At 69.5% G+C, this 21,431-nt stretch carries 16 protein-coding genes; 9 read left to right on the top strand and 7 right to left on the bottom strand.

Features of this window, described 5'->3' with window-relative positions:
* The first annotated feature begins 14 nt into the window (after positions 1–14).
* The 5 genes from dapE to N7L95_RS02210 all read left to right on the top strand — a co-directional run bounded on the left by dapE (position 15) and on the right by N7L95_RS02210 (position 5,312).
* Complete coding sequence (gene dapE, locus N7L95_RS02230; RefSeq protein ID WP_301258181.1) at positions 15–1,166, top strand: succinyl-diaminopimelate desuccinylase; 1,152 nt, start codon at positions 15–17, stop codon at positions 1,164–1,166.
* Entirely contained in the window at positions 1,163–2,050 is an 888-nt protein-coding gene (gene prmB / locus N7L95_RS02225) for a 50S ribosomal protein L3 N(5)-glutamine methyltransferase (protein WP_301258180.1), read from the top strand. Before dapE ends, prmB begins: the two co-directional genes overlap by 4 nt.
* Entirely contained in the window at positions 2,047–4,062 is a 2,016-nt protein-coding gene (locus tag N7L95_RS02220; protein ID WP_301258179.1) for an ABC-F family ATP-binding cassette domain-containing protein, read from the top strand. Before prmB ends, N7L95_RS02220 begins: the two co-directional genes overlap by 4 nt.
* Before the next feature lie 198 nt (positions 4,063–4,260).
* Complete coding sequence (locus N7L95_RS02215) at positions 4,261–4,782, top strand: MarR family winged helix-turn-helix transcriptional regulator (RefSeq protein WP_301258178.1); 522 nt, start codon at positions 4,261–4,263, stop codon at positions 4,780–4,782.
* A 104-nt stretch (positions 4,783–4,886) separates the two neighbouring features.
* Positions 4,887–5,312 carry an organic hydroperoxide resistance protein gene (locus N7L95_RS02210; protein ID WP_301258177.1) on the top strand — a complete coding sequence of 142 codons (426 nt, stop codon included), beginning with the start codon at positions 4,887–4,889 and terminating at the stop codon, positions 5,310–5,312.
* 46 nt (positions 5,313–5,358) lie between these two features.
* On the opposite strand, the gene N7L95_RS02205 is transcribed toward N7L95_RS02210, so the two are convergent.
* Positions 5,359–6,306: an asparaginase gene (locus N7L95_RS02205; protein ID WP_301258176.1), complete on the bottom strand. Its 948-nt coding sequence runs from the start codon at positions 6,304–6,306 to the stop codon at positions 5,359–5,361.
* A 168-nt stretch (positions 6,307–6,474) separates the two neighbouring features.
* On the opposite strand from N7L95_RS02205, the gene lexA reads away from it, so the two are divergent.
* The 4 genes from lexA to bchE all read left to right on the top strand — a co-directional run bounded on the left by lexA (position 6,475) and on the right by bchE (position 10,674).
* A complete protein-coding gene (gene lexA, locus N7L95_RS02200) occupies positions 6,475–7,173 on the top strand; it encodes a transcriptional repressor LexA (RefSeq protein WP_301258175.1) in 699 nt (232 codons plus the stop codon).
* A 38-nt stretch (positions 7,174–7,211) separates the two neighbouring features.
* The gene (locus N7L95_RS02195) at positions 7,212–7,574 is read left to right on the top strand and encodes a helix-hairpin-helix domain-containing protein (protein ID WP_301258174.1); all 363 of its coding nucleotides are present in this window, start codon (positions 7,212–7,214) and stop codon (positions 7,572–7,574) included.
* 195 nt (positions 7,575–7,769) lie between these two features.
* Positions 7,770–8,684, top strand: coding sequence for a hypothetical protein (locus N7L95_RS02190; RefSeq protein ID WP_301258173.1), 915 nt, complete (start codon positions 7,770–7,772; stop codon positions 8,682–8,684).
* 433 nt (positions 8,685–9,117) lie between these two features.
* Entirely contained in the window at positions 9,118–10,674 is a 1,557-nt protein-coding gene (gene bchE / locus N7L95_RS02185; RefSeq protein ID WP_301258172.1) for a magnesium-protoporphyrin IX monomethyl ester anaerobic oxidative cyclase, read from the top strand.
* Positions 10,675–10,848: 174 nt separating this feature from the next.
* Here bchE and N7L95_RS02180 read toward each other — a convergent pair whose 3' ends face one another.
* The 6 genes from N7L95_RS02180 to N7L95_RS02155 all read right to left on the bottom strand — a co-directional run bounded on the left by N7L95_RS02180 (position 10,849) and on the right by N7L95_RS02155 (position 21,379).
* Positions 10,849–11,586 (bottom strand): SDR family oxidoreductase, encoded by a 738-nt coding sequence (locus N7L95_RS02180; protein WP_301258171.1) that lies wholly within the window; start codon positions 11,584–11,586, stop codon positions 10,849–10,851.
* A 418-nt stretch (positions 11,587–12,004) separates the two neighbouring features.
* The gene (locus tag N7L95_RS02175; protein ID WP_301258170.1) at positions 12,005–13,624 is read right to left on the bottom strand and encodes a S8 family serine peptidase; all 1,620 of its coding nucleotides are present in this window, start codon (positions 13,622–13,624) and stop codon (positions 12,005–12,007) included.
* A gap of 972 nt (positions 13,625–14,596) precedes the next feature.
* The gene (locus tag N7L95_RS02170; protein WP_301258169.1) at positions 14,597–16,522 is read right to left on the bottom strand and encodes an ABC transporter ATP-binding protein; all 1,926 of its coding nucleotides are present in this window, start codon (positions 16,520–16,522) and stop codon (positions 14,597–14,599) included.
* A 144-nt stretch (positions 16,523–16,666) separates the two neighbouring features.
* Complete coding sequence (locus N7L95_RS02165; protein ID WP_301258168.1) at positions 16,667–18,112, bottom strand: ABC transporter permease; 1,446 nt, start codon at positions 18,110–18,112, stop codon at positions 16,667–16,669.
* Positions 18,113–18,131: 19 nt separating this feature from the next.
* Positions 18,132–19,115: an ABC transporter permease gene (locus N7L95_RS02160; RefSeq protein ID WP_301258167.1), complete on the bottom strand. Its 984-nt coding sequence runs from the start codon at positions 19,113–19,115 to the stop codon at positions 18,132–18,134.
* Positions 19,116–19,117: 2 nt separating this feature from the next.
* A complete protein-coding gene (locus N7L95_RS02155; protein WP_301258166.1) occupies positions 19,118–21,379 on the bottom strand; it encodes an ABC transporter substrate-binding protein in 2,262 nt (753 codons plus the stop codon).
* Positions 21,380–21,431 lie beyond the last annotated feature (52 nt).

The raw sequence follows: 21,431 nt of genomic DNA, 5'->3' as shown, positions 1-21,431 counted from the left end.
GGACGCCGCCGCCGATGTCCGCCACCCTGCAACTGGCCGAAGCACTGATCGCCCGCCGCTCCGTCACCCCCGACGACGCCGGCTGCCAGGCCCTGATCCGCAGCCGCCTGGAAGCGCTCGGCTTCGCCTGCGAAACCCTCATCAGCGGCCCTGAGAGCTTCCGCGTCACCAACCTGTGGGCCAAGCGCGCCGGCAGCGCCGGCGCCGACGCCGCCACGCTCGTGTTCGCCGGCCACACCGACGTGGTGCCCACCGGCCCGCTGGAGCAGTGGCACAGCGACCCCTTCCTGCCCACCCACCGCGACGGCAAGCTCTACGGCCGTGGCAGCGCCGACATGAAATGCTCGCTGGCGGCCATGGTGGTGGCCATCGAGGAATTCGTTGCCGCCCACCCGGGCCACCGGGGCTCCATCGCGGTGCTCTTCACCAGCGACGAGGAAGGCCCGGCGCGCGACGGCACCGTGAAGGTCTGTGAATGGCTGGACGAGCGGGGCGAGCGGCTCGACTACTGCATCGTCGGCGAGCCCACCTCGGTGGACCGCCTGGGCGACGTGGTGAAGAACGGCCGCCGCGGCTCGCTCTCCGGCCGCCTGGTGGTCAAGGGCGTGCAGGGCCACATCGCCTACCCGCAGCTGGCGCGCAACCCGATCCACCTGGCAGCCGCCGCACTGGCGGAGCTGACGGCCATCGAATGGGACCAGGGCAATGCCTTCTTCCCGCCCACCAGCTGGCAAATCTCCAACCTGCATGCGGGCACCGGCGCCACCAACGTGATCCCGGGAGAGATGGTGGTGGACTTCAACTTCCGCTATGCCACCGCCTCCACCCCCGAGGCGCTGCAGGCGCGGCTGCAGGCCGTGCTGGACCGGCACGGCCTGGACTACCGGCTCGACTGGACCCTGGGCGGCCGGCCCTTCCTCACCGAGCCGGGCGCCCTGAGCGAGGCGCTGCTGGCCGCCATTGCGAGCGAAACCGGGCTGCGGGCCGAGCTGTCCACCACCGGCGGCACCTCGGACGGCCGCTTCATCGCGCGCATCTGCCCGCAGGTCATCGAGTTCGGCCCGCCCAATGCCACCATCCACAAGATCGACGAGCATGTCGAGGTGGCGTGCATCGAGCCGCTGAAGAACATCTACCGCAAGACGCTGGAAGGCCTCATCGCATGACGCTACTCGAACTCATCGAGCGCAGCAGCGCCCGCCTCGAACAGGCGGGCGTTTCGTTTGGGCACGGCACCGCCAACGCCTTCGACGAAGCCGCCTGGCTGACCTTGTGGAGCCTGTCGCTGCCGCTGGACGAACTCGACCTGGTGGCCGACCGCCCGGTGCCCCCGCAGGACGAGGCCCGCGTCGACGCCCTCATCGCCCAGCGCATCGCCACCCGCAAGCCGGCCGCCTACCTGACGCGGGAAGCCTGGCTGCAGGGCGTGCCCTTCTATGTGGACGAGCGCTGCATCGTGCCGCGCTCCTTCATTGCCGAGCTGCTGGCCGACGCCAGCATCGACCCCTGGCTGTCCGAGCGCACGCGCCGGGTGCTCGACCTGTGCACCGGCAACGGCAGCCTGGCCGTGCTGGCCGCGATGACCTATCCCGACGTCAGCGTGGACGCGGCCGACCTCTCCGAGGACGCGCTGGCCGTGGCCCGCATCAATGTCGACAGGCACCAGCTGGCCGGGCGCATCACGCTGCACCACAGCGACCTGCTCGGCGCACCGCAGGGCCCGCTGGCCGGGCCCTACGACCTGATCTTGTGCAACCCGCCCTATGTCAACGCCATCACCATGGCCAGCCTGCCGGCCGAGTACGGCGCGGAGCCGGCGCTGGCGCTGGCCGGTGGCAGCGATGGCATGGACCTGGTGCGCCGCCTGCTGGCCGAGGCCCCCGCCCGCATGAGCGACGACGCCGTGCTGGTACTGGAGATCGGCAATGAACGTCATCATTTCGAAGCCGCCTTTCCGCGGCTGGAGGTGGTGTGGCTGGAGACCAGCGCCGGTGAAGACCAGGTGCTGCTCGTGACCCGCACCGCCCTGCTGGAAGCTCAGAGCCCATGATCACCCTCAAGAACCTCACCCTGCGGCGCGGCACCAAGGTCGTGCTGCAGGACGCCAGCGTCACCCTGCATCCGGGCGAGAAGGCCAGCTTGGTGGGCCGCAACGGCGCCGGCAAGTCTTCCTTGTTCGCGCTGCTCACCAACAAGCTGCAGGCCGACAGCGGCGATGCCGAGATCCCCGCGCGCTGGCGCGTGGCCGAGGTGGTGCAGTCGATGCCCGAGACCGAGGACTCGGCCACCGACTTCGTGCTGCAGGGCGACACCCGGCTGCTGGAGGCCCGCGCCGCCCTCGCCCAGGCCGAAGCCAGCGAAGACGGCCATGCCATCGGCGAGGCCTACCAGCTGATCGACGAGGCGGGTGGCTTCGACGCCACCTCGCGTGCGCAGGCGCTGCTGATGGGCCTGGGCTTCCAGCCGGCCCAGCTGCACGCGCCGGTCAACAGCTTCTCGGGCGGCTGGCGCATGCGGCTGCAGCTGGCGCGCGCGCTGATGTGTCCCGCCGACCTGCTGCTGCTGGACGAACCCACCAACCACCTGGACCTCGACGCCCTGGTCTGGCTCGAAAGCTGGCTCAAGCGCTTCGAGGGCACCATGCTCGTGATCAGCCACGACCGCGAGTTCCTCGACGCCATCACCCGCGTCACGCTGCACCTCGACAACGCCCAGCTGACCCGCTACACCGGCAACTACACCGCCTTCGAGCAGATGCGCGCCGAGCGCATGCTGCAACAGCAGTCGGCCTTCGAGCGGCAGCAGGAACGCATGGCCCAGCTGACCCGCTTCATCGACCGTTTCAAGGCCAAGGCCAGCAAGGCCAAGCAGGCGCAGAGCCGCGTCAAGGCGCTGGAGCGCATGGAGAAGCTGGCGCCGGTGCTCACCGCGGCCGACTTCAGCTTCGAGTTCCGCGAGCCGCTCAGCCTGCCCAACCCGATGCTCGCGCTCGACCGGGTGTCCTGCGGCTACCGCGATGCCGAGACCGGCGCCGAAACCACCATCGTGCGCAACATCGACCGCTCGGTGCTGGCCGGCCAGCGCATCGGCATCCTGGGCGCCAACGGCCAGGGCAAGTCCACGCTGGTGAAGACCATCGCACGCATGCAGCCGCCCATCGCAGGCCAGATCACCGAAGGCAAGGGCCTGGCCATCGGCTACTTCGCGCAGCAGGAAATGGACGTGCTGCGGGCCGACGAATCGCCACTGCAGCACATGATCCGGCTCGCGCGCGACGTCGGCCCCGCCGGGCGAGAACAGGAGCTGCGTGACTTCCTTGGCCGCTTCCGCTTCGTGGCCGAGATGGTCAACCAGGCGGTGGGCACCATGAGCGGCGGCGAGAAGGCCCGCCTGGTGCTGGCCATGCTGGTGTGGCAGCGCCCCAACCTGTTGCTGATGGACGAGCCGACCAACCACCTGGACCTCAACACCCGCGAGGCGCTGAGCATGGCGCTCAACGAGTTCGAGGGCACGGTGATGCTGGTGAGCCACGACCGCGCGCTGCTGCGTGAGGTGTGCGACGAGTTCTGGCTGGTGACCCGTGGCGGCGTCGGCCCCTTCGACGGCGACCTGGACGACTACCAACGCTGGCTGCTGGAGCAAGCCAAGCTGCAGCGGGAAGCAGCCACCGCGGCGGCGGCTGCACCCGCGGCGTCCCCCTCTGCAGCGACGGCGCCTTCAGCGACCGCCCCTTCACCGGCTGCCGCTGCGGTGGCTGCCGAGCCGGCCGGAGCCGCTGCCGGCGCCAACCGCCGCGACGACCGCAAGGCCCAGGCGCAGGCTCGCCAGCGGCTGGCCGAACAGGCCAAGCCCCTGAAGAAGGAGCTGGGCCAGGTGGAGCAGCGCATGGCGGCCCTCGCCACCGAGAAGGCCGAACTCGAAGCGGCCCTGGCCACCGGCACGCTGCCACCGTCCCAGCTCGCCGCGCATGGCCAGCGCCTGAAGGCCATCGCCGACGAGACCGAACGCCTGGAAGCGCGCTGGCTGGAGTTGTCGGAGCAGATCGAGCAGCTCGCCGCCTGAACAGGCCTCCGGGCCGCGGCGGGAACGCGTGTCTGCCGCCCCGCTGGCGGGTCCACGGCCGTCGCGACAAGCGCCCTCACCTGTGGCCGACATGATCGCCGGCTGCCCGTGCAGCGGTGCAGCCACGCCCGGCGATCTTCCTTCAGTTCGAAAGTTGTTTATATTGCACGCAATTGAATTGTGAAGTACAGTTCAACCATGCCAACGCACAAGCCCACCGCCCTGCAGCCCGCCGTCGATGAGCAGCACAACCTGCTGCTGCTCGACAACCAGCTCTGCTTCGCGGTGTACTCGACGTCGCTGGCGATGACCAAGCTCTACAAGCCGCTGCTCGACCGCCTCGGCCTGACCTATCCGCAATACCTGGTAATGCTGGTGCTGTGGGAGCAGGACGGCCTGAGCGTGGGGGCACTGGGCGAGCGGCTCTTCCTCGACTCCGGCACCCTCACGCCCCTGCTCAAGCGCATGGAAGCCGGCGGCTGGCTCACCCGCACCCGCGCCAAGGACGACGAACGCCGTGTGGTCATCACCTTGACCACCGCCGGCCGCCAGCTGCGCCGCAGCGCCGCCGAAGTGCCGCGCCAGGTTTCCTGTGCCGTGCAATGCACCGTGACCGAGATGACCGAGCTGCGCCAGCGGCTGCACGCGTTGCGGCAGCGCCTGGCGCTGCAGGCCGTCGAGCCGCACGAAGAAGACAGCAGCCAGGCCGAGGCGGCATGATGCCATCGGCTTGTTGCAATATGTTGTACACAATTCAATAGAACGCTTCATTTCAGAAGCGTCGGTTTCCCTCCCCCCTGTCCAACCAAGCAAGGAGTCTTTCGATGAAACTCGACAAAGTGGTGTACACCGCCCAAGCCACCGCCAACGGAGGCCGCGACGGCCGCGCGGTCTCGTCAGACGGTGCGCTGGACGTGAAGCTTGCCCTGCCGAAGGAAATGGGCGGCTCCGGCGCAGCCGGCACCAACCCCGAGCAGCTCTTTGCCGCCGGCTATTCGGCCTGCTTCCTCGGGGCCATGAAGTTTGTCGCCTCGCAGCAGAAGAAGGCGCTGCCGGCCGACACCTCGGTGACCGGCAAGGTCGGCATCGGGCCGATCCCGGCCGGCTTCGGCATCCAGGCCGACCTCGCCATTTCGCTGCCCGGCTGGGAGAAGGCGGATGCCGAGGCGCTGGTCGAAGCTGCACACAAGGTGTGCCCCTATTCCAATGCGACCCGCAACAACATCGAAGTGCGCCTGAGCGTGGTCTGAGGGCCCGCGGGCCGCGCCAGGGCGGCCCGCGCCGCGCGCCGCCGTCTCAGGCGCCGCGCGCGGACAGCAACTGCAGCAGCAGCTCGACCCTGGCCTTGTAGGGCGTGCCGGCCTGCGCGGCCGGCAGCATATCGTCCGGCCGGGGCAGTACCCGGCCTTCGGCGCAGCGGGTGCTGCGCCATACCCGCACGCCGGCGGCCTGCGCCTCCAGCAGGGCCGCCTCCAGATCTTCGTGCACCGTGCCGTTGCCGGTGGCCGTGACCACCAGGCCCTGCACACCGATGCGCGTCAACGCGCGCACCGCCCGCCCGTCGGCCCCGCTGTGGCTGGAGACGATCTCCACCCAGGGCCAGTCCGCCACATCGGCCGCCACCGCCTGCAGGCCCAGTGCCTCGCCCTGGGGCCAGTCGCGCAGGCGGCGCAGCTGGCCGGCCTCCACATACGCCAGCGGCCCGGCGTCTCCCGAACAGAAGGCATCCAGGCGGTAGGTGTGGCTCTTGCGCACCTCCGCAGCGCTGTGCACCGCGCCGGCCAGCAAGGCGAGCACGCCGCGCGCGCCTGGTTCGCGCGCCACCAGCACCGCGTCCAGCAGGTTCTGTGGCCCGTCGGCCTGCAGGGCCGAGGCCGGTCGCATCGCGGCGGTCAGCACCACCGGCTTGGCCGGCGCGAGCAGCCGCTGAAGCAGGTAGCCGGTCTCCTCCAGCGTGTCGGTGCCGTGGGTGACCACGATCCCGGCCACTTCCTCGCGCGCCAGATGGTGCGCAATGCGGCGGGCCAGTGCCTGCCACACCGAGAAGCCCATGTCCTTGCTGTCCACTTGCGCGACCTGTTCGGTCTCGAGCGGACAGGCCAGCAGGCCCGGAATGGCTTCCACCAGCGAGGCGATGCCCAATTGGGCCGCCCGATAGCCGACCGTGTCCGCCGCCTGGGCGGCGGTGCCCGCAATCGTGCCACCGGTGCCGAGGATCACGACCTGCTTCGCTTTGCTTTGCATTTTTCGAAAGACTGGATAAAAATACAGCTACTGGATGCCCGAACAGTGCCTGCGCCTCAGCCGTTCCTGCCACCGCTTCCGCGAGGAAGCCGCCTTCGAACCGCTGTAGGCCCTGGCTACCGCCCCGGGCTGTCAACACCCCATTTGAACCCACCACCCGAGGTGCCCGTGGACCCGCAACGCTCCGACCTTCCCAAGCTCACCGCGCGCCAGCAGCAGATCCTCGACCTGATTCGCGCTTCCATCGAGCGCACCGGCGCGCCGCCCACCCGGGCAGAGATTGCGGCCGAGCTCGGGTTCCGCTCGGCCAACGCCGCCGAAGAGCATTTGCAGGCGCTGGCGCGCAAGGGCGCCATCGAGCTGGTGGGTGGCACCTCGCGTGGCATCCGGCTGAAGTCTGACACATTGCGCTCGGTGAACGAATCGCGGCTGGCCAGCATGGGACGCCAGGGCCTGCTGCCGCTGCCCGGCATTGCACAGCTGGCCTTGCCGCTGGTGGGCCGTGTCGCCGCCGGCAGCCCCATCCTGGCGCAGGAGCACATCGACCAGACCTACCACGTCGGTGCCAGCATGTTCGCCCGGCAACCGGACTACCTGTTGAAGGTGCGCGGCATGAGCATGCGCGACGCCGGCATCCTGGAAGGCGACCTGCTGGCCGTGCAGAAAGCCAAGGAAGCCAAGAACGGGCAGATCGTGGTGGCAAGGCTGGGTGACGATGTCACGGTCAAGCGCTTCAAGAAGACACGCGGCACCATCGAGCTGATCGCCGAGAACCCGGACTTCAAGACCATCGTGGTCGAGCCCGGCCAGGAATTCGAGCTCGAGGGCATCGCCGTCGGCCTGATCCGCAACACCCTGGTGATGTGACCTGCCCGGTGTTTCAACTCCAGCCTCCGGAAGTCCTGATGAAAGCGCTGCGCCACACCGACTGCCTGCATCCGACCGCGTCGCTGGAGCTGATCCCCAACATCGGCCCCTCGCTCGCTGAAGACCTGGCGCTGCTGGGCATTCACGCCCCGCGCGACTTGATCGGCCGCGACGCGCTGGTGCTCTACCACGACCTGTGCGCACGCACCGGCCAACGCCAAGACCCCTGCGTGCTGGATACCTTCATGGCAGCGATCGACTTCATGCGCGGTGCACCTGCGGCGCCGTGGTGGCACTACACCGCCCAGCGCAAGCTGCTCTATGGCCAGCTGCGCATGTCCGCTAGCGAAGCGGGCGGCGAGGGCCAGCGCCATCGCACTGCAAGCCGCGGCAGCGGCTGAGCCGCACCGGCCGACGACCGACCACGACTCACGCTTTTTTCGCCGAGCCGCTGCGCGGGTGGCGGGCGTTTCGCGAGCCTCTGCTCGCGAGCCCCGTGCAGCGAGCAGGAAGCACAGCCCAGCCGGGCTGCAGGACTTCCGAAACGACCAATCCTGCCGAACGTCATTGCACTGTTTTGATTTTCGGAGACGGACATGGCCTCTTCCATCCACACCCCCCCCACCCCCGCCCCCACCGACGCCGGCAACGGCCACACGGAGGCGCGCCTGGTCCGCGCGCCGGGGCGTTCCCCACGCCGCCCCTCCTGGTGGGCACGTCTGCGCGAGCAACTGTGGCTGCCGATGACGCCCGCCGGGCCAGGCGGCAGCGCCGCGGCGGCGGCCGCCGCCGGTCCCACCCCGAGTGGCTTTCCCGCACTCGACGCGGTGCTGCCGGCCGGCGGTTGGCCGGCCGCCGGCGTGGTCGAGGTGCTGGCGCCGCAGCCGGGTCATCCCGAGCTGGCCCTGCTCGGCCCGGTGCTGTGCAGCGCCGCGTCGCACGGCCAGCGCACCGCCTTGCTGGGCCAGCCGGCCGGGGTGGTCTTCGATCCGGCGCAAGGCTGCGTGGCCACGCCGGGCGCCCGGGCCACCGGCACCTGTGAGGTGCCCTCGCACGAGACGCTGCCGCGGGCCTTGTCCTGGCTGCGGGCCGGCCGTGGCGGTGTGCTGGCCGTGTGGTTGCCCGAGCTGGCCCTGGCTGACCTGCGCGAGCTCCAGCGTGCCGCGCGCCGGGCCCACACCACCGTCTTCGCGGTGCGGCCCTGGTCGGCTCACTGGGACGACCATGGCGAGGCCGACCTGCGCGTGAGCCTGTTCGCCGGCAAGGGCGGCCGGTGGGAGGTGCGCGTGCACCTGCAGCCGGGCGCAGCAGCACCGACCGTGCGGGTACCGGCGCTGGGCAGCACACCGGCCCGCCACCTGCGGGTGGTGCAAGACCCGAGCGACCATCGTCGCACCCTGCTGAGCGGCAGCTTCGTTGATGTGTGCCGTGAGCTCGACCGCTTGGCCGCACTCGAACGGGCCGCCGAAGCGATGCTGCCGGGCGGCGCCCGCTGGGTGGCAGCGGTCTGAGCCACGCGGCCCGGCGCCTGCGCCGGGTCACAGGTAGCCACGGCGCCCCAGGCAGTGGAAGCGCCAGTGTCGCCACGGCGCCAGCCGGGGCAGCCGCGGCGAGTCCTCCGGGCGTCTCGCATCAGCCGCCATACAGCAAGCGCACCGTGCAGGCCGTCTTGATTGGCGGCCGGCGGCGAACCGTCGAGGGACCGCAGCGGCGGTGTGACCGAAAGGCAATGGCGGAGTGTCCAGCGCGGGGTCGACGCCACGCGCCGGGCAGCGCTAGGGGGCAGACCGCTCCAAAACGGTATCGACGCGCCGCGACTGCAAGGCGATGCCGGCGTTGCCGCTGGCTGCAAACGCCTTCGTTGGCCATGCCCTTGTCACTGCAGGCGCGGTCGGCTATGTTCGCCGGCCTCCTGCCGTTTCGCGGCGCCCTGACCCCTGTGACATGCCGGCCCTCAAGATATTGCTCGTCAATCCTCCCCACACTGCCATCGGCAGCCGCGTTCCGCGCGAGCAGTTGCCGCCTCTGGGCCTGCTGTCGGTCGGCGGGCCGTTGATCGACGCCGGGTTCCCGGTTCGCTTGCTCGATGCGGAACTGGGACCGCTGTCCCTCGGCCAGGTGGTGGATGCGGTGCGGCGCGAGCATCCCGATGTGGTCATGCTCGGTCATTCCGGTTCCAGCTCGGTCCATGTGACCGTGCTGGAGCTGGCGGCCCTCTTCAAGCAGGCGATGCCTGGCTGCTGCATCGTCTATGGCGGCGTGCACCCGACCTACCACTGGCAGGAGATACTGGCTGAGGCGCCGCAGATCGACATCGTGGTCCGGGGCGAAGGCGAGGAGACGGCGACCCGGCTCATGCGCGCCCTTTCGTCGAACACGCCGCTGTCGGACGTGCCGGGGATCGCATACCGCGAACAAGGTCAGGTCCGCACCACCGGCCAGGCGCCGATGTTGACCGATCTGGACGCCTGGCGCATCGGCTGGGAACTGATCGACCACAGCCGCTATAGCTACTGGGGAGGCCGCCGGGCCGTGGTGGTCCAGTTCTCGCGTGGCTGCCCCTACCTGTGCAGCTATTGCGGGCAGCGGGGCTTCTGGACCCGCTGGCGACACCGGGACCCGGTGCGCTTCGCGAAGGAGCTCGCCCGGCTCTACCGCGACCATGGCGTGCGCCTCATCAACTTCGCCGACGAACTGCCCACCGGCTCCCGCAAGGCGTGGAAGGCCTTCCTCGAGGCGTTGATCGCCGAGAACGTGCCGCTGACCCTGGTCGGCTCGACGCGTGCGGGCGACATCGTCCGGGATGCGGACATCCTGCATCTCTACAAGCGGGCCGGCGTGATCCGGTTCCTGCTCGGCATCGAGAGCTACAGCGAAGCAACGCTGAAGCGCATTCGCAAGGGTGCGACCGTCAGCGAGGACCAGCAGGCGATCCAGCTGTTGCGCCAGCACGGCATCATCTCGATGGCCACCTACGTGGTCGGTTTCGAGGAGGAGCGGGACGCCGACTACTGGCATTCGTTGCGCCACCTGCTGCGATACGACCCGGACCAGATCCAGCTGCTCTACGTCACGCCCCATCGCTGGACGCCTTACTACGAGACCGTGGCCGACCGGGAGGTGGTGGAACCGGACACCCGCCGCTGGGACTACAAGCACCAGGTGCTGGCGACACAGCGGGTCCCCCCCTGGCGCATGATCTTGTGGGTCAAGTTCATGGAAGCGACGATGCAACTGCGGCCGGCCGCGCTGCGGCGGGTCCTGTTCGGCAAGGATGCCGAGTTCCGGCATGCGATGCGGTGGTACACCCGCATGGGCCGCCGGGTGTGGCTGCGGGAGGTGCTGGAATTCCTCTTCGGTCCGAGGCCCAGCCCGACCGGGCAGACCTTGCGCAGCTTCGCCGGCGAGTCACTGGCCACGACGGAGTACGCGATGGCGGTCCGCCGGCCGGTGCGCGTTCCGGTGACAGTGGCCCCGGGCGAACCGATGGCATGTGAATGATCTGCTGCGCCGGGTGCGTGCAGGACCGGTCCGCTCGGTGAGGAGCGGCCGGGTCTAAGCCCGCTGCGCCTGCCGGCCGCAGCACCGCGCAGAGGTGCGAAACCGGCTGCCGTACGCCGATCCGCCCGGCCGCACCAAGCCCGGCTGCACGCCGGGCAGCGCGCGGGCAAGGCCTCAGCGAATGTCGAGCTCCCTCAGATCAGCCACTGGCGCCTGCCCGAAGGTGGCGCTCAGGAGATGATCGAGCAGGCGACGGGCGGTGTCCTCGGCGCTCGACAGCCCGCCCTCGCGCTTGAGCGCCACAAAGCGCTCGCGCTGGGGAAAACGCTGCTCGTCGGCGGCGCGGATCTCGGCCTGCATGTCGGTGTCGATCACGCCGGGTGCAAGACTGCAGATGCGCACGCCAGCCAGGCCGTCTTCCGCAGCGGTCCGGGCGTGATGGTCGAGCGCCGCCTTCGTCGCCCCGTACACCGACCAGCCAGGCACGGCCCGCCGCCCGGCTCCGCTCGACACGTGCAGGATGCGGGTGTCCACGCCAGCCGGGCGGGCGGCCACCACGGCTGCCGCGAGCATCATCGGCGCCGCCACGTTGAGCGCCACCGCCCGGGCCAGCTCCGCCGGGTCCTGCAGCGCGAGGGGACCCACCGGCTGCAACATGCCGGCATTGTTGATGAGCAGCACCATGCGGCTGCCGGCCAGGAAATCGCCCAGCGCCGGCCCGGCCAGCCAGTCGGCCAGCTTGCGTGTGTCGGCCAGGTCCACGGCCACTGCCTGCAACAGCGGCTGCTCGGCCGAGGCCGCGGCGCTTGCGCCGCGCGCCAGCGCGAGGACACCAATCCGGCGTTTCAGCAACTCGGACGCCAGGCCGGCGCCCAGTCCCCGGCTGTGCCCGGTGAGTACGGCTTTGATCATGAAGGCTCCTGCGTGAAGGCCCGGCAGCGACGGCCGGGGCCACCCATTCTTGCGCAAGGGCGGCACGGACGCTCGTGCCCGTGAGCGGTTCAGCCTCCCACAGCGCCCGGTGCCGCTCTCATGACGCCCCAGCGCCGCCCTCGCGCGTCACCCCTCCACCGGCCACCCACACCCTTCGTGCACATCAGCCGCCTGCACCGGTCACGCGCGTCAGCCACGTGCAGCGGCCACGGGCGTCGGGCACGGCCCTCAGCCACCGGCACCAGCCACCGGAGCCAGCCACCGGCACCAGCCACCGGCACCAGCCACCGGCACCAGCCACCGGCACCAGCAGCCTGCACCAGCCACCGGCACCAGCAGGCTGCGCCTGGACCGGCGCAGGCTGCTGGCTCCGGGACCTGCCGGCCCCGGCGCCGACTCAGGGCGCGGTGTAGGTAAGGCAGGCCACGCCTTCATAGGTCCAGCTGCTGCCGCCACCTCCCAGCTCGTCCCAGTTCACCGTGTAGAAGTGCTGCCCGGCGGACGGGTTGTAGTAGCGGTGCAGGCTCTGCGTGCCGGCATCGGCCGTCCGTGGGCAGTAGCCGGTGACGCCTTCATAGGTCCAGCCGTTGCCCCCGGCCCCCAGCTCCCCCCAGTTGGTGGTGTAGAAGTGGTCGCCGTTGCCCGCGTGGTAGTAGCGGTGAAGCGGCTGGCTGTCGGCGGTCTCGGTGGGCGCTAGGTAGCCGGAGATGCCCTCATACACCCAGCCGTTGATGCCTGCGTTGAGCTCCTGCCAGTTGGTGGTGTAGAAGTGCGCGCCGTTGCCGGGCTGGAGGTAGCGGTAGAAGGCACTCACCCGTGTCGCGAGGGTGCTGGCAAGATGATTCGGGCTGCCCTGCCCCGCATCCGCCACCAGGCCGGCGGTGTTCTGCGACAGCACCGCGTTGGTCACCTCGGCGACGCTGGCCGACGGATGGCTCTCGAGGTAGGTGGCCACCACCCCCGCGACATGGGGCGAAGCCATCGAGGTGCCGCTGATCGACTTCGTGGCCGAGTCGCTTCCGGTCCAGGCCGAGAGCACGTCCACGCCTGGCGCGAACAGGTCCACGCAAGTGCCGATGTTGGCGAAGTCGGCCCGCTTGTCGCTGCGGTCGGTCGCAGACACGGTGAGCGCGGTGAAGGCGCGTGCCGGGGAGGTGTCGCAGGCATTGCCGCCATAGTCGTTGCCGGCTGCGACCACCACCACGATGCCGGCATTGACCGCCGCAGCCACCGCGGCATCGACCGCTTCATTGCCGCCACCGCCCAGGCTCATGTTGAGGACCGCAGGCCGCGTCGCATGCGCGGCCACCCAGTCGATGCCGGCGATCACGCCGGCCCAGCTGCCAGTGCCGGAGCAGTCCAGCACGCGCACCGCATGCAGTCGCACCGCCTTGGCGACGCCATAGGTGCTGCCGCCGATGGTGCCGGCCACATGGGTGCCATGGCCGTTGCAATCGACCGCACCTCGCCCGTCGTTGATCGAGGAGAAGTCCGCAGTGGCCCGGCCGCCGAATTCGGTGTGCGTCACCCGGATACCGGTATCGACGACATACGCATGCACCCCGGCACCGGTCTGCGCGTAGGTGTAGCCGTTGTCGAACGGCAGGCGGCGCTGGTCGATGCGGTCCAGCCCCCAGGGCGGGTTCGGCTGGGTCCCGTTGGCCCGCACGACTCCGTTCTCGCTCACGAAGGCCACGTCCGGCTCGGCAGCGAGCTGGCGTGCCTGGGCCTCGGTGGCCTGGATGAAGAAGCCGCGCAGGCTGTGTTTGTAGACCTGCTTGACCACCGCGCCGTGCTTGCGCGCCAGGCTGGCGCTGGCGGCCTCGACCGCCTGCGGCATGGCCACGGCGGACGCGGCGGAGGCCGCGGCCGGCTTCAGCAGCACGATGTATTCGCCGCGGATGGGCTCGGCGCTGCGCAAGAAGGCATGCGGCTGCACCGTCGCGGCCGGCTGGTCCGCCACGCTGTCGAAGGACGCGACCGCGCCCCCGCCGATCGACACGAGAAGCGCTGCCACCCAACTGCGACGCAATCTGAACGATGTCATAGGAAAGCCCCCTGGTGAGATGGTTGCCGGTTTGCCGCCCATGAGGAGGAGCGGCAATGGGGCATGTTGCGCGTGCCATTGCGGCCCTGCAGTCCCGCATTTCGGAGGGGGGCGCAGGACCACCGGTTGCCGATTAACCACTGCACACCGCGGCGCACTGGGGACTGTGTTTGGTGGCCGCGCCGAGTCCTGGCGGCAATGAAACGAAGGCCGGCCGCAGGTCGATGTGGCCGATGCCGGTCGCAAGACGAACTGCAGCGTGGTTCATGACGCGCTCGGCGTGCATGCAGTGACTGCGCAGCCGGCGACGCGATGACATCGATCACGGGGCTAGCGGGTGCCATGGCGCAGTGGCTAGGCGCCTGGCGCCTGGCGCATGACGCCTGGCGCATGACGCATAGCCCATAGCCCATAGCCCATAGCCCATAGCCCATAGCCCATAGCCCATAGCCCATAACCCATAACCCATAACCCATAACCCATAACCCATAACCCATAACCCATAACCCATAGCCCGTAGCCCGTAGCCCGTAGCCCGTAGCCCATGGCACATGGCACATGGCACATGGCACACGGCACACGGCACACGGCACACGGCACATGGTGCTCGCCGCTCAGTGTTCAGCGTTTGGCTTTTTCGAGCCGCTCCCCACCCCTATGACCCATCGCTGGCGAAGAAGCGGCACCGCCCGCTCCGGCGGTGAAGCGAAAGGCGGCGTCCATGCTGCCGGGTGCCCCCGGGCAGCTGCAGGTGCGGCGGTGGCCGGGCGGCCAGCACCGCGCTGGCGCTGGCGCTATGGCCGCATCCTGCGACGGCAGGCGGCTGCGATCGTGCATGCCACCGGTCGCCATGTCGATTACACGGCGTGGCAGCAACAGCGGCACCACAGGCGCGTCGGTGCCTGCCTCGCTGCCACCATGCCACCCAGCCGGCCCCTGTGCTCAGGCCACCGCCTTGCGCACCGCCGGCTCCTGGCCTTGCACCCGTGGCACAGCGGCCAGCAGCGTGCGGGTATAGGGATGCTGGGGTCGATCCAGCACCTCGTCCGCACTGCCGCTTTCGACGATGCGCCCGGCCTGCATCACCGCCACCCGGTGCGCGACGTACTCCACCGCGCCAATGTTGTGGGTGATGAAGAGATAAGACACGCCAAGCGCCTGCTGCAGCTCGCGCAGCAGGTTGAGGATCTGCGCCTGCACCGACACGTCCAGCGCCGAGGTCGGCTCGTCGCAGACGATCAGCTGTGGCTCCACCGCCAGGGCCCGTGCGATGGCCAGGCGCTGTCGTTGCCCGCCGGAAAACTCGTGCGGGTAACGCTCCAGCGCGTCCGGCCGCAGGCCGACCTGGTTCACCAGCTTCTCGACCTGGGCCCGGCGCGCTGCCGCGTCCCACTCCGGGCGCAGCGACAGCAGGCCTTCTTCGAGGATCTCGAACACCCGCATGCGCGGGTTCAGCGAGGCGAAGGGATCCTGGAAGATGATCTGCACCTGCCGGCGCGCCGCCCGCAAGGCGGCACCATCGAGCGTGAACAGGTCCTGGCCGTGCAGCAAGGCGCGGCCCTGGATCTCGGCCTTGCCGCGCAGCAACTGCACCACCGCCTTGCCGGTGGTGGTCTTGCCGCAGCCGGACTCGCCGACCAAGGCCACCGTCTCGCCCTGGCGGATGTCGAGCGACAGGTCCTGCACCGCGGCCATGTGGCCCTGCACGCGCTGCAGCAGGCCTCGGCGGATCGGGAAGAGCACGCTGAGGTGCTCGATCTGCAGCAGCGGCGCGCCGGGCTCGCGCGGTGCGCCGCTGCGGGCCGGGTCAGCTTCAGCCGCGGCTGCCGCCACGGGCACCGCCAGAGGCACCGCCGACAGCGGCTGCGATGCCGCCACGGCCGGCAGCCCGCCCGGCGCTTCGCTCGCCAGGCCGGGCGAGTACAGCAGGCAGCGCACTGCATGCCCCGCCGACGGTTGCTCCATCGGCGGCTGCACCGTGCGGCAGGTCGGCATGGCGCGATGGCAGCGGGGCTCGAAGCGACAGCCCTGGAACTCCATCCACAAGGGCGGCACCGTGCCGCGAATAGCGGCCAACGGCTGGCCCCGCTTGGCGGCATCCGGCAAGGCGCTCAGCAGCAGGCGTGCATAGGGATGCTTGGGGGCCGCGAAGAACTCCGCCGCCGGTGCCACCTCCACCACCTGGCCGGCATACATCAGGGCCACCCGGTGCGCCATGCCCGACACCACGCCCAGGTCGTGCGTGATCAGCAGCAGGCCCAGCGAGCGCTCGCGCTGCAGTTGCTTCAGCAGTTCCAGGATTTGCGCCTGGATGGTCACGTCCAGCGCCGTGGTGGGCTCGTCGGCCACGATGAAGTCGGGCTCGCCGGCCAGGGCGATGGCGATCATCACCCGCTGTTTCTGACCGCCGCTGAGGCGGAAGGGGTACTCGTCAATGCGCCGCTCGGGCTCCGGCAGGCCGACCCGCTTGAGCCAGTCGATGGCCTTCTGGCGCGCCGCCGCGCCACGCAGCGAAGTGTGCGTCTCGATGGACTCGATGATCTGGTCGCCGATGCGCATGACCGGGTTCAGGCTGGTCGACGGCTCCTGGAAGATCATCGCGATGCGCCCACCGCGCACCGCGCGCATGCGCGACTCCGGCAGGCCGAACAGCTCTTCGCCGCCCAGCTCCAGGCGCCCTGCTGCCACGCGGCCGTTGTCCGGCAGCAGCCGCATCAGGGCCAGGGCCGTCATGCTCTTGCCGCAGCCGGACTCGCCCACCAGGGCAAACGTCTCGCCACGCGACAGGCTCAGCCGCAGGCCGTCCACGGCCCGCACCAGGCCCTGCTCGGCGTCCAGCTCGACGGTGAGGTCGGTAATGTTCAACATCTCATTGCTCCTGCTGCGGCGGCATGCCGGGTTGCTCCAATGTGCCCCGAGGCACGCCGCCACCGATGATGGGAACGCGTCGGCTCCCCGCCGCCCGGGCGCCTGCACAGCCTGCGCAACGCGAGGGGCGAGCCGACCGGTGGACTAGACGACAGCCCGGTTGCGGGTGCCCAGCCGGGCTCGGAAGGCGCGGCCGCGCGGATCGAAGGCTTCGCGCACGCCATCGGCAAACAGGTTGGCCGCCAGCACCAGCGTCACCATGAAGCTGAAGGCCGCGCTGACCGACCACCACACCGCCGGCTCGCGCGACAGCTCGTCGCGGGCCAGGTTGATCATGCCGCCGAAGCTGTTCATCGACGGCTCCACGCCCACGCCCACATACGACAGCACTGCCTCGTAGAGGATCAGCGAGGAAAACTCCAGCACGGTGGTGATCAGCACCAGGTGCATCACGTTCGGCAGGATGTGGCGCGCCATGATGCGCAGCGGCCCGACGCCGAAGGCCGTGGCCGCCTGCACGAAGTCCAGCTCGCGCAGCTTCAGCGTCTCGGCCCGCAGCAGCCGCGCCAGCGAGGCCCAGCCGGTGACGCCCAGGATCACGCACAACAGCAGGATGCGGATGTCCGAACGTTCGGCGCCGGTCGGAAAGAGTTGCGGGTTCTTGTCGATGAAGACCTGCACCATCAGCACGCAGGCCGCGATCAGCAGCACATTGGGCACCGAGGACAAGGTGGTGTAGAGGTACTGGATAACCTCGTCCACCCAGCCCTTGAAGTAGCCGGCCGCCACACCCAGCCCGATCGCGAAGGGCAAGGTCGCCACCGTCGCCAGCGAGCCGATCACGAAGGCGGTGCGCACGCTCTTGACCGACTGGTACAGCACGTCGTTGCCGGTGCGGTCGGTGCCGAACACGTGGTAGTAGCCACTCCAGCCGGCACAGGCGCCGGCCAGCACGGCGATCAGCAGCAGCGTGATGGCGGCGGCGCGCCAGGGCAGCTCGGTCTGGTCGCGCCACAGCAGGCCAGCCATCGTGGCGAACGGCAGGCGCTGCCGGCGTGCGCCCCAGGCCACCCCCACTGCCGCCACCAGCAGGGCCGCCACGGCCCCCAGCGCCGCGCCGCCGACGCCGCGCTGTAGCACATCGGCGCCCCATTCGCTGGCGGGGTCCTTCAGGTGGGCGCCGCCGTGTGGCAGGCGCGGGAAGCCGCGCTCCGGCCGGCCCTGGTTGTCGATGGACTCCATCACAAAGCCGGCATACGCCAGCGGTTGGGAATACGACGGCTCGCGCATCGCGATCTGCCGCGCCATCAGCACATCGAGCAGCGACTCCACGCGCGGGTCATAGGCCTGCTGCTCCTGCGGCGTGGTGGCCGGCAGGGCACGCCGGAAATGCAGGCTGTCGGCCAGCGCCACCAGCAGGAACGTGCCCAGCACCACGGCGGAGCACGTCGACGCAGCGTCGCGGAAGACATGCTTCCACTTGCCCCGCAGCGGCGCGCTGCGGCGCGCCAGCCAGACATAGAGGCCGAGGCCGGCCATCAGCAGCCACAGGACCAGGTCGGTCCACAGCATGACGAGTTTGAAACCCATGGTTGTGTCCCCTCTTCTCTCAGGCCAGCCGCACGCGGGGGTCGACCCAGGTGTAGGCGATGTCGATCAGCACGAAGGTCGCGATGTACAGCAGCGAGCCCAGGAAGACCATGGTGCGCACCACGGCGAAGTCCTGCGAGCCGATGGCCTCGATGACATAGGCGCCCAGGCCGGGAATGCCGAAGAAGCTCTCGAACACCAGGCTGCCCAGGAAGACATAGGGCAGGTAGGAACCGGCACTGGTGACGATGGGAATCAGGGCATTGCGCAGCACATGCCGCATCAGCACCACCTGCTCCGACAGGCCCTTGGCGCGGGCGGTGCGCACATAGTCCTTGCCCACCTCTTCGAGGAACATCGCCCGGTACAGCCGCGCCTCGGTGCCCAGGCGCGACAGCAGCGACAGCAGCACCGGCAGGATCAGGAAGCGCACCGCATCCAGCCCGCCGGCATAGCCGGAGATGGGCACCAGCCGCAGCACCTTGGAGAACAGGTACTGGCCGAAGATGATGTAGAACAGGCTGGAGATGGACAGCATCAGCACGCACAGCACCACGCCCCAGAAATCGATGCGGCTGTGCCTGAAGAACACCAGCAGCAGCGAGAAGGCGGTGCTGGCCAGCACCTGCAGCAGGAACAACGGCACCGCCAGCTGGAGGCTCACCGCCATGCGGCGCGCCACCTGCTGCCCGATGTCACCGGCACTCTCGCTGTCGGCGCGGCCAAAGTCGAGCGAGAACAGCGACACCGAGCGGTCCCAGAACACGGTCTCGGTCAGCTGCCGGGTGCCGGGCTGCTCGGCGTTCCAGTACAGCGGCTTGTCGTAGCCGCGTTCGATCTTCCACTTCTGGATCTGCTCCTGCGTGATGCGCTGGCCGCCGATGTTGATGCGGGCCATGTCGTCCGGTGTGTTGACGGTGAAGAACAGCGTGAAGGTCAGCAGGTTGACCCCCAGCAGGATCAGCACCCCGTAGCCAATGCGGCGAATGATGTAGTTCAACACGCTCAAGCCTCCTTCAGGATCTCGCCACGGGCGGTCAGCCGGTCACGCTCGCGGACCCGGGAACGGGTGAGCCAGATGAGCGCGAGCACCCCCAGCCCCAGCAGGCCCATGGGCCACCACACCGGCTGGTTCCACTCGCGCTGGCGGGCAACGCGCGCAGCCGGGTCGACGCGGAAATAGCGCAGCTGGTCGCGGATCATCATCGCCGGCTTGGCGTTGTCCACCCACGACTGGTAGGCGCCCGAGGTGTAGGGGAAGAAGCCGAAGGCCCAGGGCGCGTCCTGCTGCAGGATGCTCACCATCTCGTCGATCAGCTTCTGCTTCTCGGGGCCGTCGTCCATCAGCCGCAGGCGGGCGTAGCGCTTGTCGTACTCGGGGTTGAGGTAGTTGATGGCGTTCTCGCCGTCGTACTTGGACTTGGCGTTGGGCCCATAGAGCAGGAAGAGGAAGTTCTCCGAATCCGGGTAGTCGGCCACCCAGCCCCACCAGATGACCTGGTGGCCGCCCTTGTTCACCTTGTCCTGGAACTGGTTGTAGGTGGTGGCACGCACCTCCAGCTGCACGCCCAGCTTGGCGAACTGCTTCACCATCCAGTCGATCTCGGGCTTGAGGTCGGGCGTGGGCACGCGCTGGTAGTCGTAGTGCAGCACGAGCGGCTGGCCGGTCTTGGCGTCGCGGCCGTTGGGGTAGCCGGCCTCGGCCAGCAGCTGGCGCGCCTCGTCGAGCGAGCGGCGCACCGGCTGGCCGTTGACCACGCGGTGGGTCACCGGGTTGATGCCGGCCGTGGTGCCATGGCGCGAGCCGAACATGCCGGCCGGCACCGGCGCCATCGCCACTTCGCCACCCTTGCGGGGGAACACCCGGGTGTACTCCTCCCAGTCGATGGCGATGGACAGCGCCTGGCGCAGCTTGCGGTTGCGCTGCGCGCGCTCCGGCGTGTCGCCCGCGCCCACCACCGGGTCGAGCCAGTTGAAGCCGACGTACCAGTTCGTCAGGTCCACGTTGCGCGGCACCTTGAAGCCCTTGGCGGTGTATTCCTCGTGCACCGCCGGCGAGTCCTGCATGGCCAGCGCGAATTCGACGCCGTACTCGGGCTTCTCGATCTCCGGCAGGTCGTAGTAGCCCTGCCTGAACTTCGACTTGATCGGCAGGTTCTCCTTCTCCATCGTCACCACCACCTTGTCGACGAAGGGCATGGGCTTGCCGCAGTCCTCCAGCAGGCCGGCCTCCTTGTCGCCCGGCATGCCTTCGCAGGGATAGGGATCGTGCCGGTAGTTGGGGTTGCGCTTGAGCACGTGGCGGCGGTCCTGCACGTATTCGGCCAGCATGTAGGGACCGGAGCCGACCGGCCAGACATTCAGCGACAGGCCGCGCTCGGCCATGCCGGGCTGGTCGTAGAAGGCGTCGGCCTCCCACGGCACGGGCGCCAGGAAGGGCATGGCCATCCAGTACTTCCACTGCGGGTACTTGCCCTTCAGGCGGTAGCGCACGGTGTACTTGTCGATGGCCTGCACGCCGGCCAGCGGGTACTTGCGGAAGTCCAGGAAGGGCCGGTCACGGCTGGCGGCATCCTGACCGGCGCGCAGCTTGCGGTCTTCCTCGCGGATCAGGGCGCCGTATTCCTTCAGCCCGATCACGTATTCCGAGAACACGCCGAACACCGGCGCCTTGATGCGGGTGGTGGCATGCCGCTTGAGGCCGTACACCAGGTCCTCGGCCACCACCTCGCGGGTGCCCAGGTGTTCGAAATCCCAGGGGCTGCGCTTGTCACCCAATTGCTCAGGCGTCACGCTGTGGTACAGGTAGCGTCCCTTGGCGTCCGTCGCGAAGGCCGGGTGCGGCGCATAGCGGGAGCCCGGCTTGATCTTCACGTCATAGACGCTCTCGGCCACCTGCTCGCCCGGCGCGTCCTGCGGCAGCGGCTGGCCGTTCTTGTCCAGGTAGTGCGGCTGCACCACCGACTCCGCCAGCCGCGGCACCAGCTCATAGGGCCGCTTCAGGTAGTGGTAGGCGTAGAGCGGCTCGTAGAAGGAGAAGGTGTAGTGCGCCTCGTTGTTGGAGTACGAGGCGGTCGGGTCCAGGTAGCGCGGCGAGCGCTCGGCGAAAGCCGCGAACAGGGTGTTCTCGGCGGCGTCGCCTTCGGGCTGCGGGCTGTTGTTGCAGCCCGCCAGCGCCAGCGCCAGCAGCGCGGCGCCTCCCCAGCAAAACAGCCGGCGCCACCCACGGGTGGCCCCGGGAACGACAGGCGCGGGACATCGGTGCATGAGCATCCTCCTCGGCAAGGGCTCGGCGGCCCTGAAGCGAGGATGCCATGCA

Source organism: Eleftheria terrae (genome assembly GCF_030419005.1).
GTDB lineage: Bacteria > Pseudomonadota > Gammaproteobacteria > Burkholderiales > Burkholderiaceae_C > Caldimonas > Caldimonas terrae.
Note: the sequence above shows the minus strand (reverse complement) of the source record. Positions and strands in the feature narration are given on the sequence as shown.

What these genes read in the sequence shown, in the direction of transcription:
- N7L95_RS02170 (WP_301258169.1), bottom strand. Translation starts at nt 16,522, where the DNA reads ATGTTGAACATTACCGACCTCACCGTCGAGCTGGACGCCGAGCAGGGC.
- N7L95_RS02155 (WP_301258166.1), bottom strand. Translation starts at nt 21,379, where the DNA reads ATGCACCGATGTCCCGCGCCTGTCGTTCCCGGGGCCACCCGTGGGTGG.
- prmB (WP_301258180.1), top strand. Translation starts at nt 1,163, where the DNA reads ATGACGCTACTCGAACTCATCGAGCGCAGCAGCGCCCGCCTCGAACAG.
- N7L95_RS02210 (WP_301258177.1), top strand. Translation starts at nt 4,887, where the DNA reads ATGAAACTCGACAAAGTGGTGTACACCGCCCAAGCCACCGCCAACGGA.
- bchE (WP_301258172.1), top strand. Translation starts at nt 9,118, where the DNA reads ATGCCGGCCCTCAAGATATTGCTCGTCAATCCTCCCCACACTGCCATC.
- N7L95_RS02215 (WP_301258178.1), top strand. Translation starts at nt 4,261, where the DNA reads ATGCCAACGCACAAGCCCACCGCCCTGCAGCCCGCCGTCGATGAGCAG.
- N7L95_RS02180 (WP_301258171.1), bottom strand. Translation starts at nt 11,586, where the DNA reads ATGATCAAAGCCGTACTCACCGGGCACAGCCGGGGACTGGGCGCCGGC.
- N7L95_RS02165 (WP_301258168.1), bottom strand. Translation starts at nt 18,112, where the DNA reads ATGGGTTTCAAACTCGTCATGCTGTGGACCGACCTGGTCCTGTGGCTG.
- N7L95_RS02220 (WP_301258179.1), top strand. Translation starts at nt 2,047, where the DNA reads ATGATCACCCTCAAGAACCTCACCCTGCGGCGCGGCACCAAGGTCGTG.
- dapE (WP_301258181.1), top strand. Translation starts at nt 15, where the DNA reads ATGTCCGCCACCCTGCAACTGGCCGAAGCACTGATCGCCCGCCGCTCC.
- N7L95_RS02205 (WP_301258176.1), bottom strand. Translation starts at nt 6,306, where the DNA reads ATGCAAAGCAAAGCGAAGCAGGTCGTGATCCTCGGCACCGGTGGCACG.
- N7L95_RS02195 (WP_301258174.1), top strand. Translation starts at nt 7,212, where the DNA reads ATGAAAGCGCTGCGCCACACCGACTGCCTGCATCCGACCGCGTCGCTG.
- N7L95_RS02190 (WP_301258173.1), top strand. Translation starts at nt 7,770, where the DNA reads ATGGCCTCTTCCATCCACACCCCCCCCACCCCCGCCCCCACCGACGCC.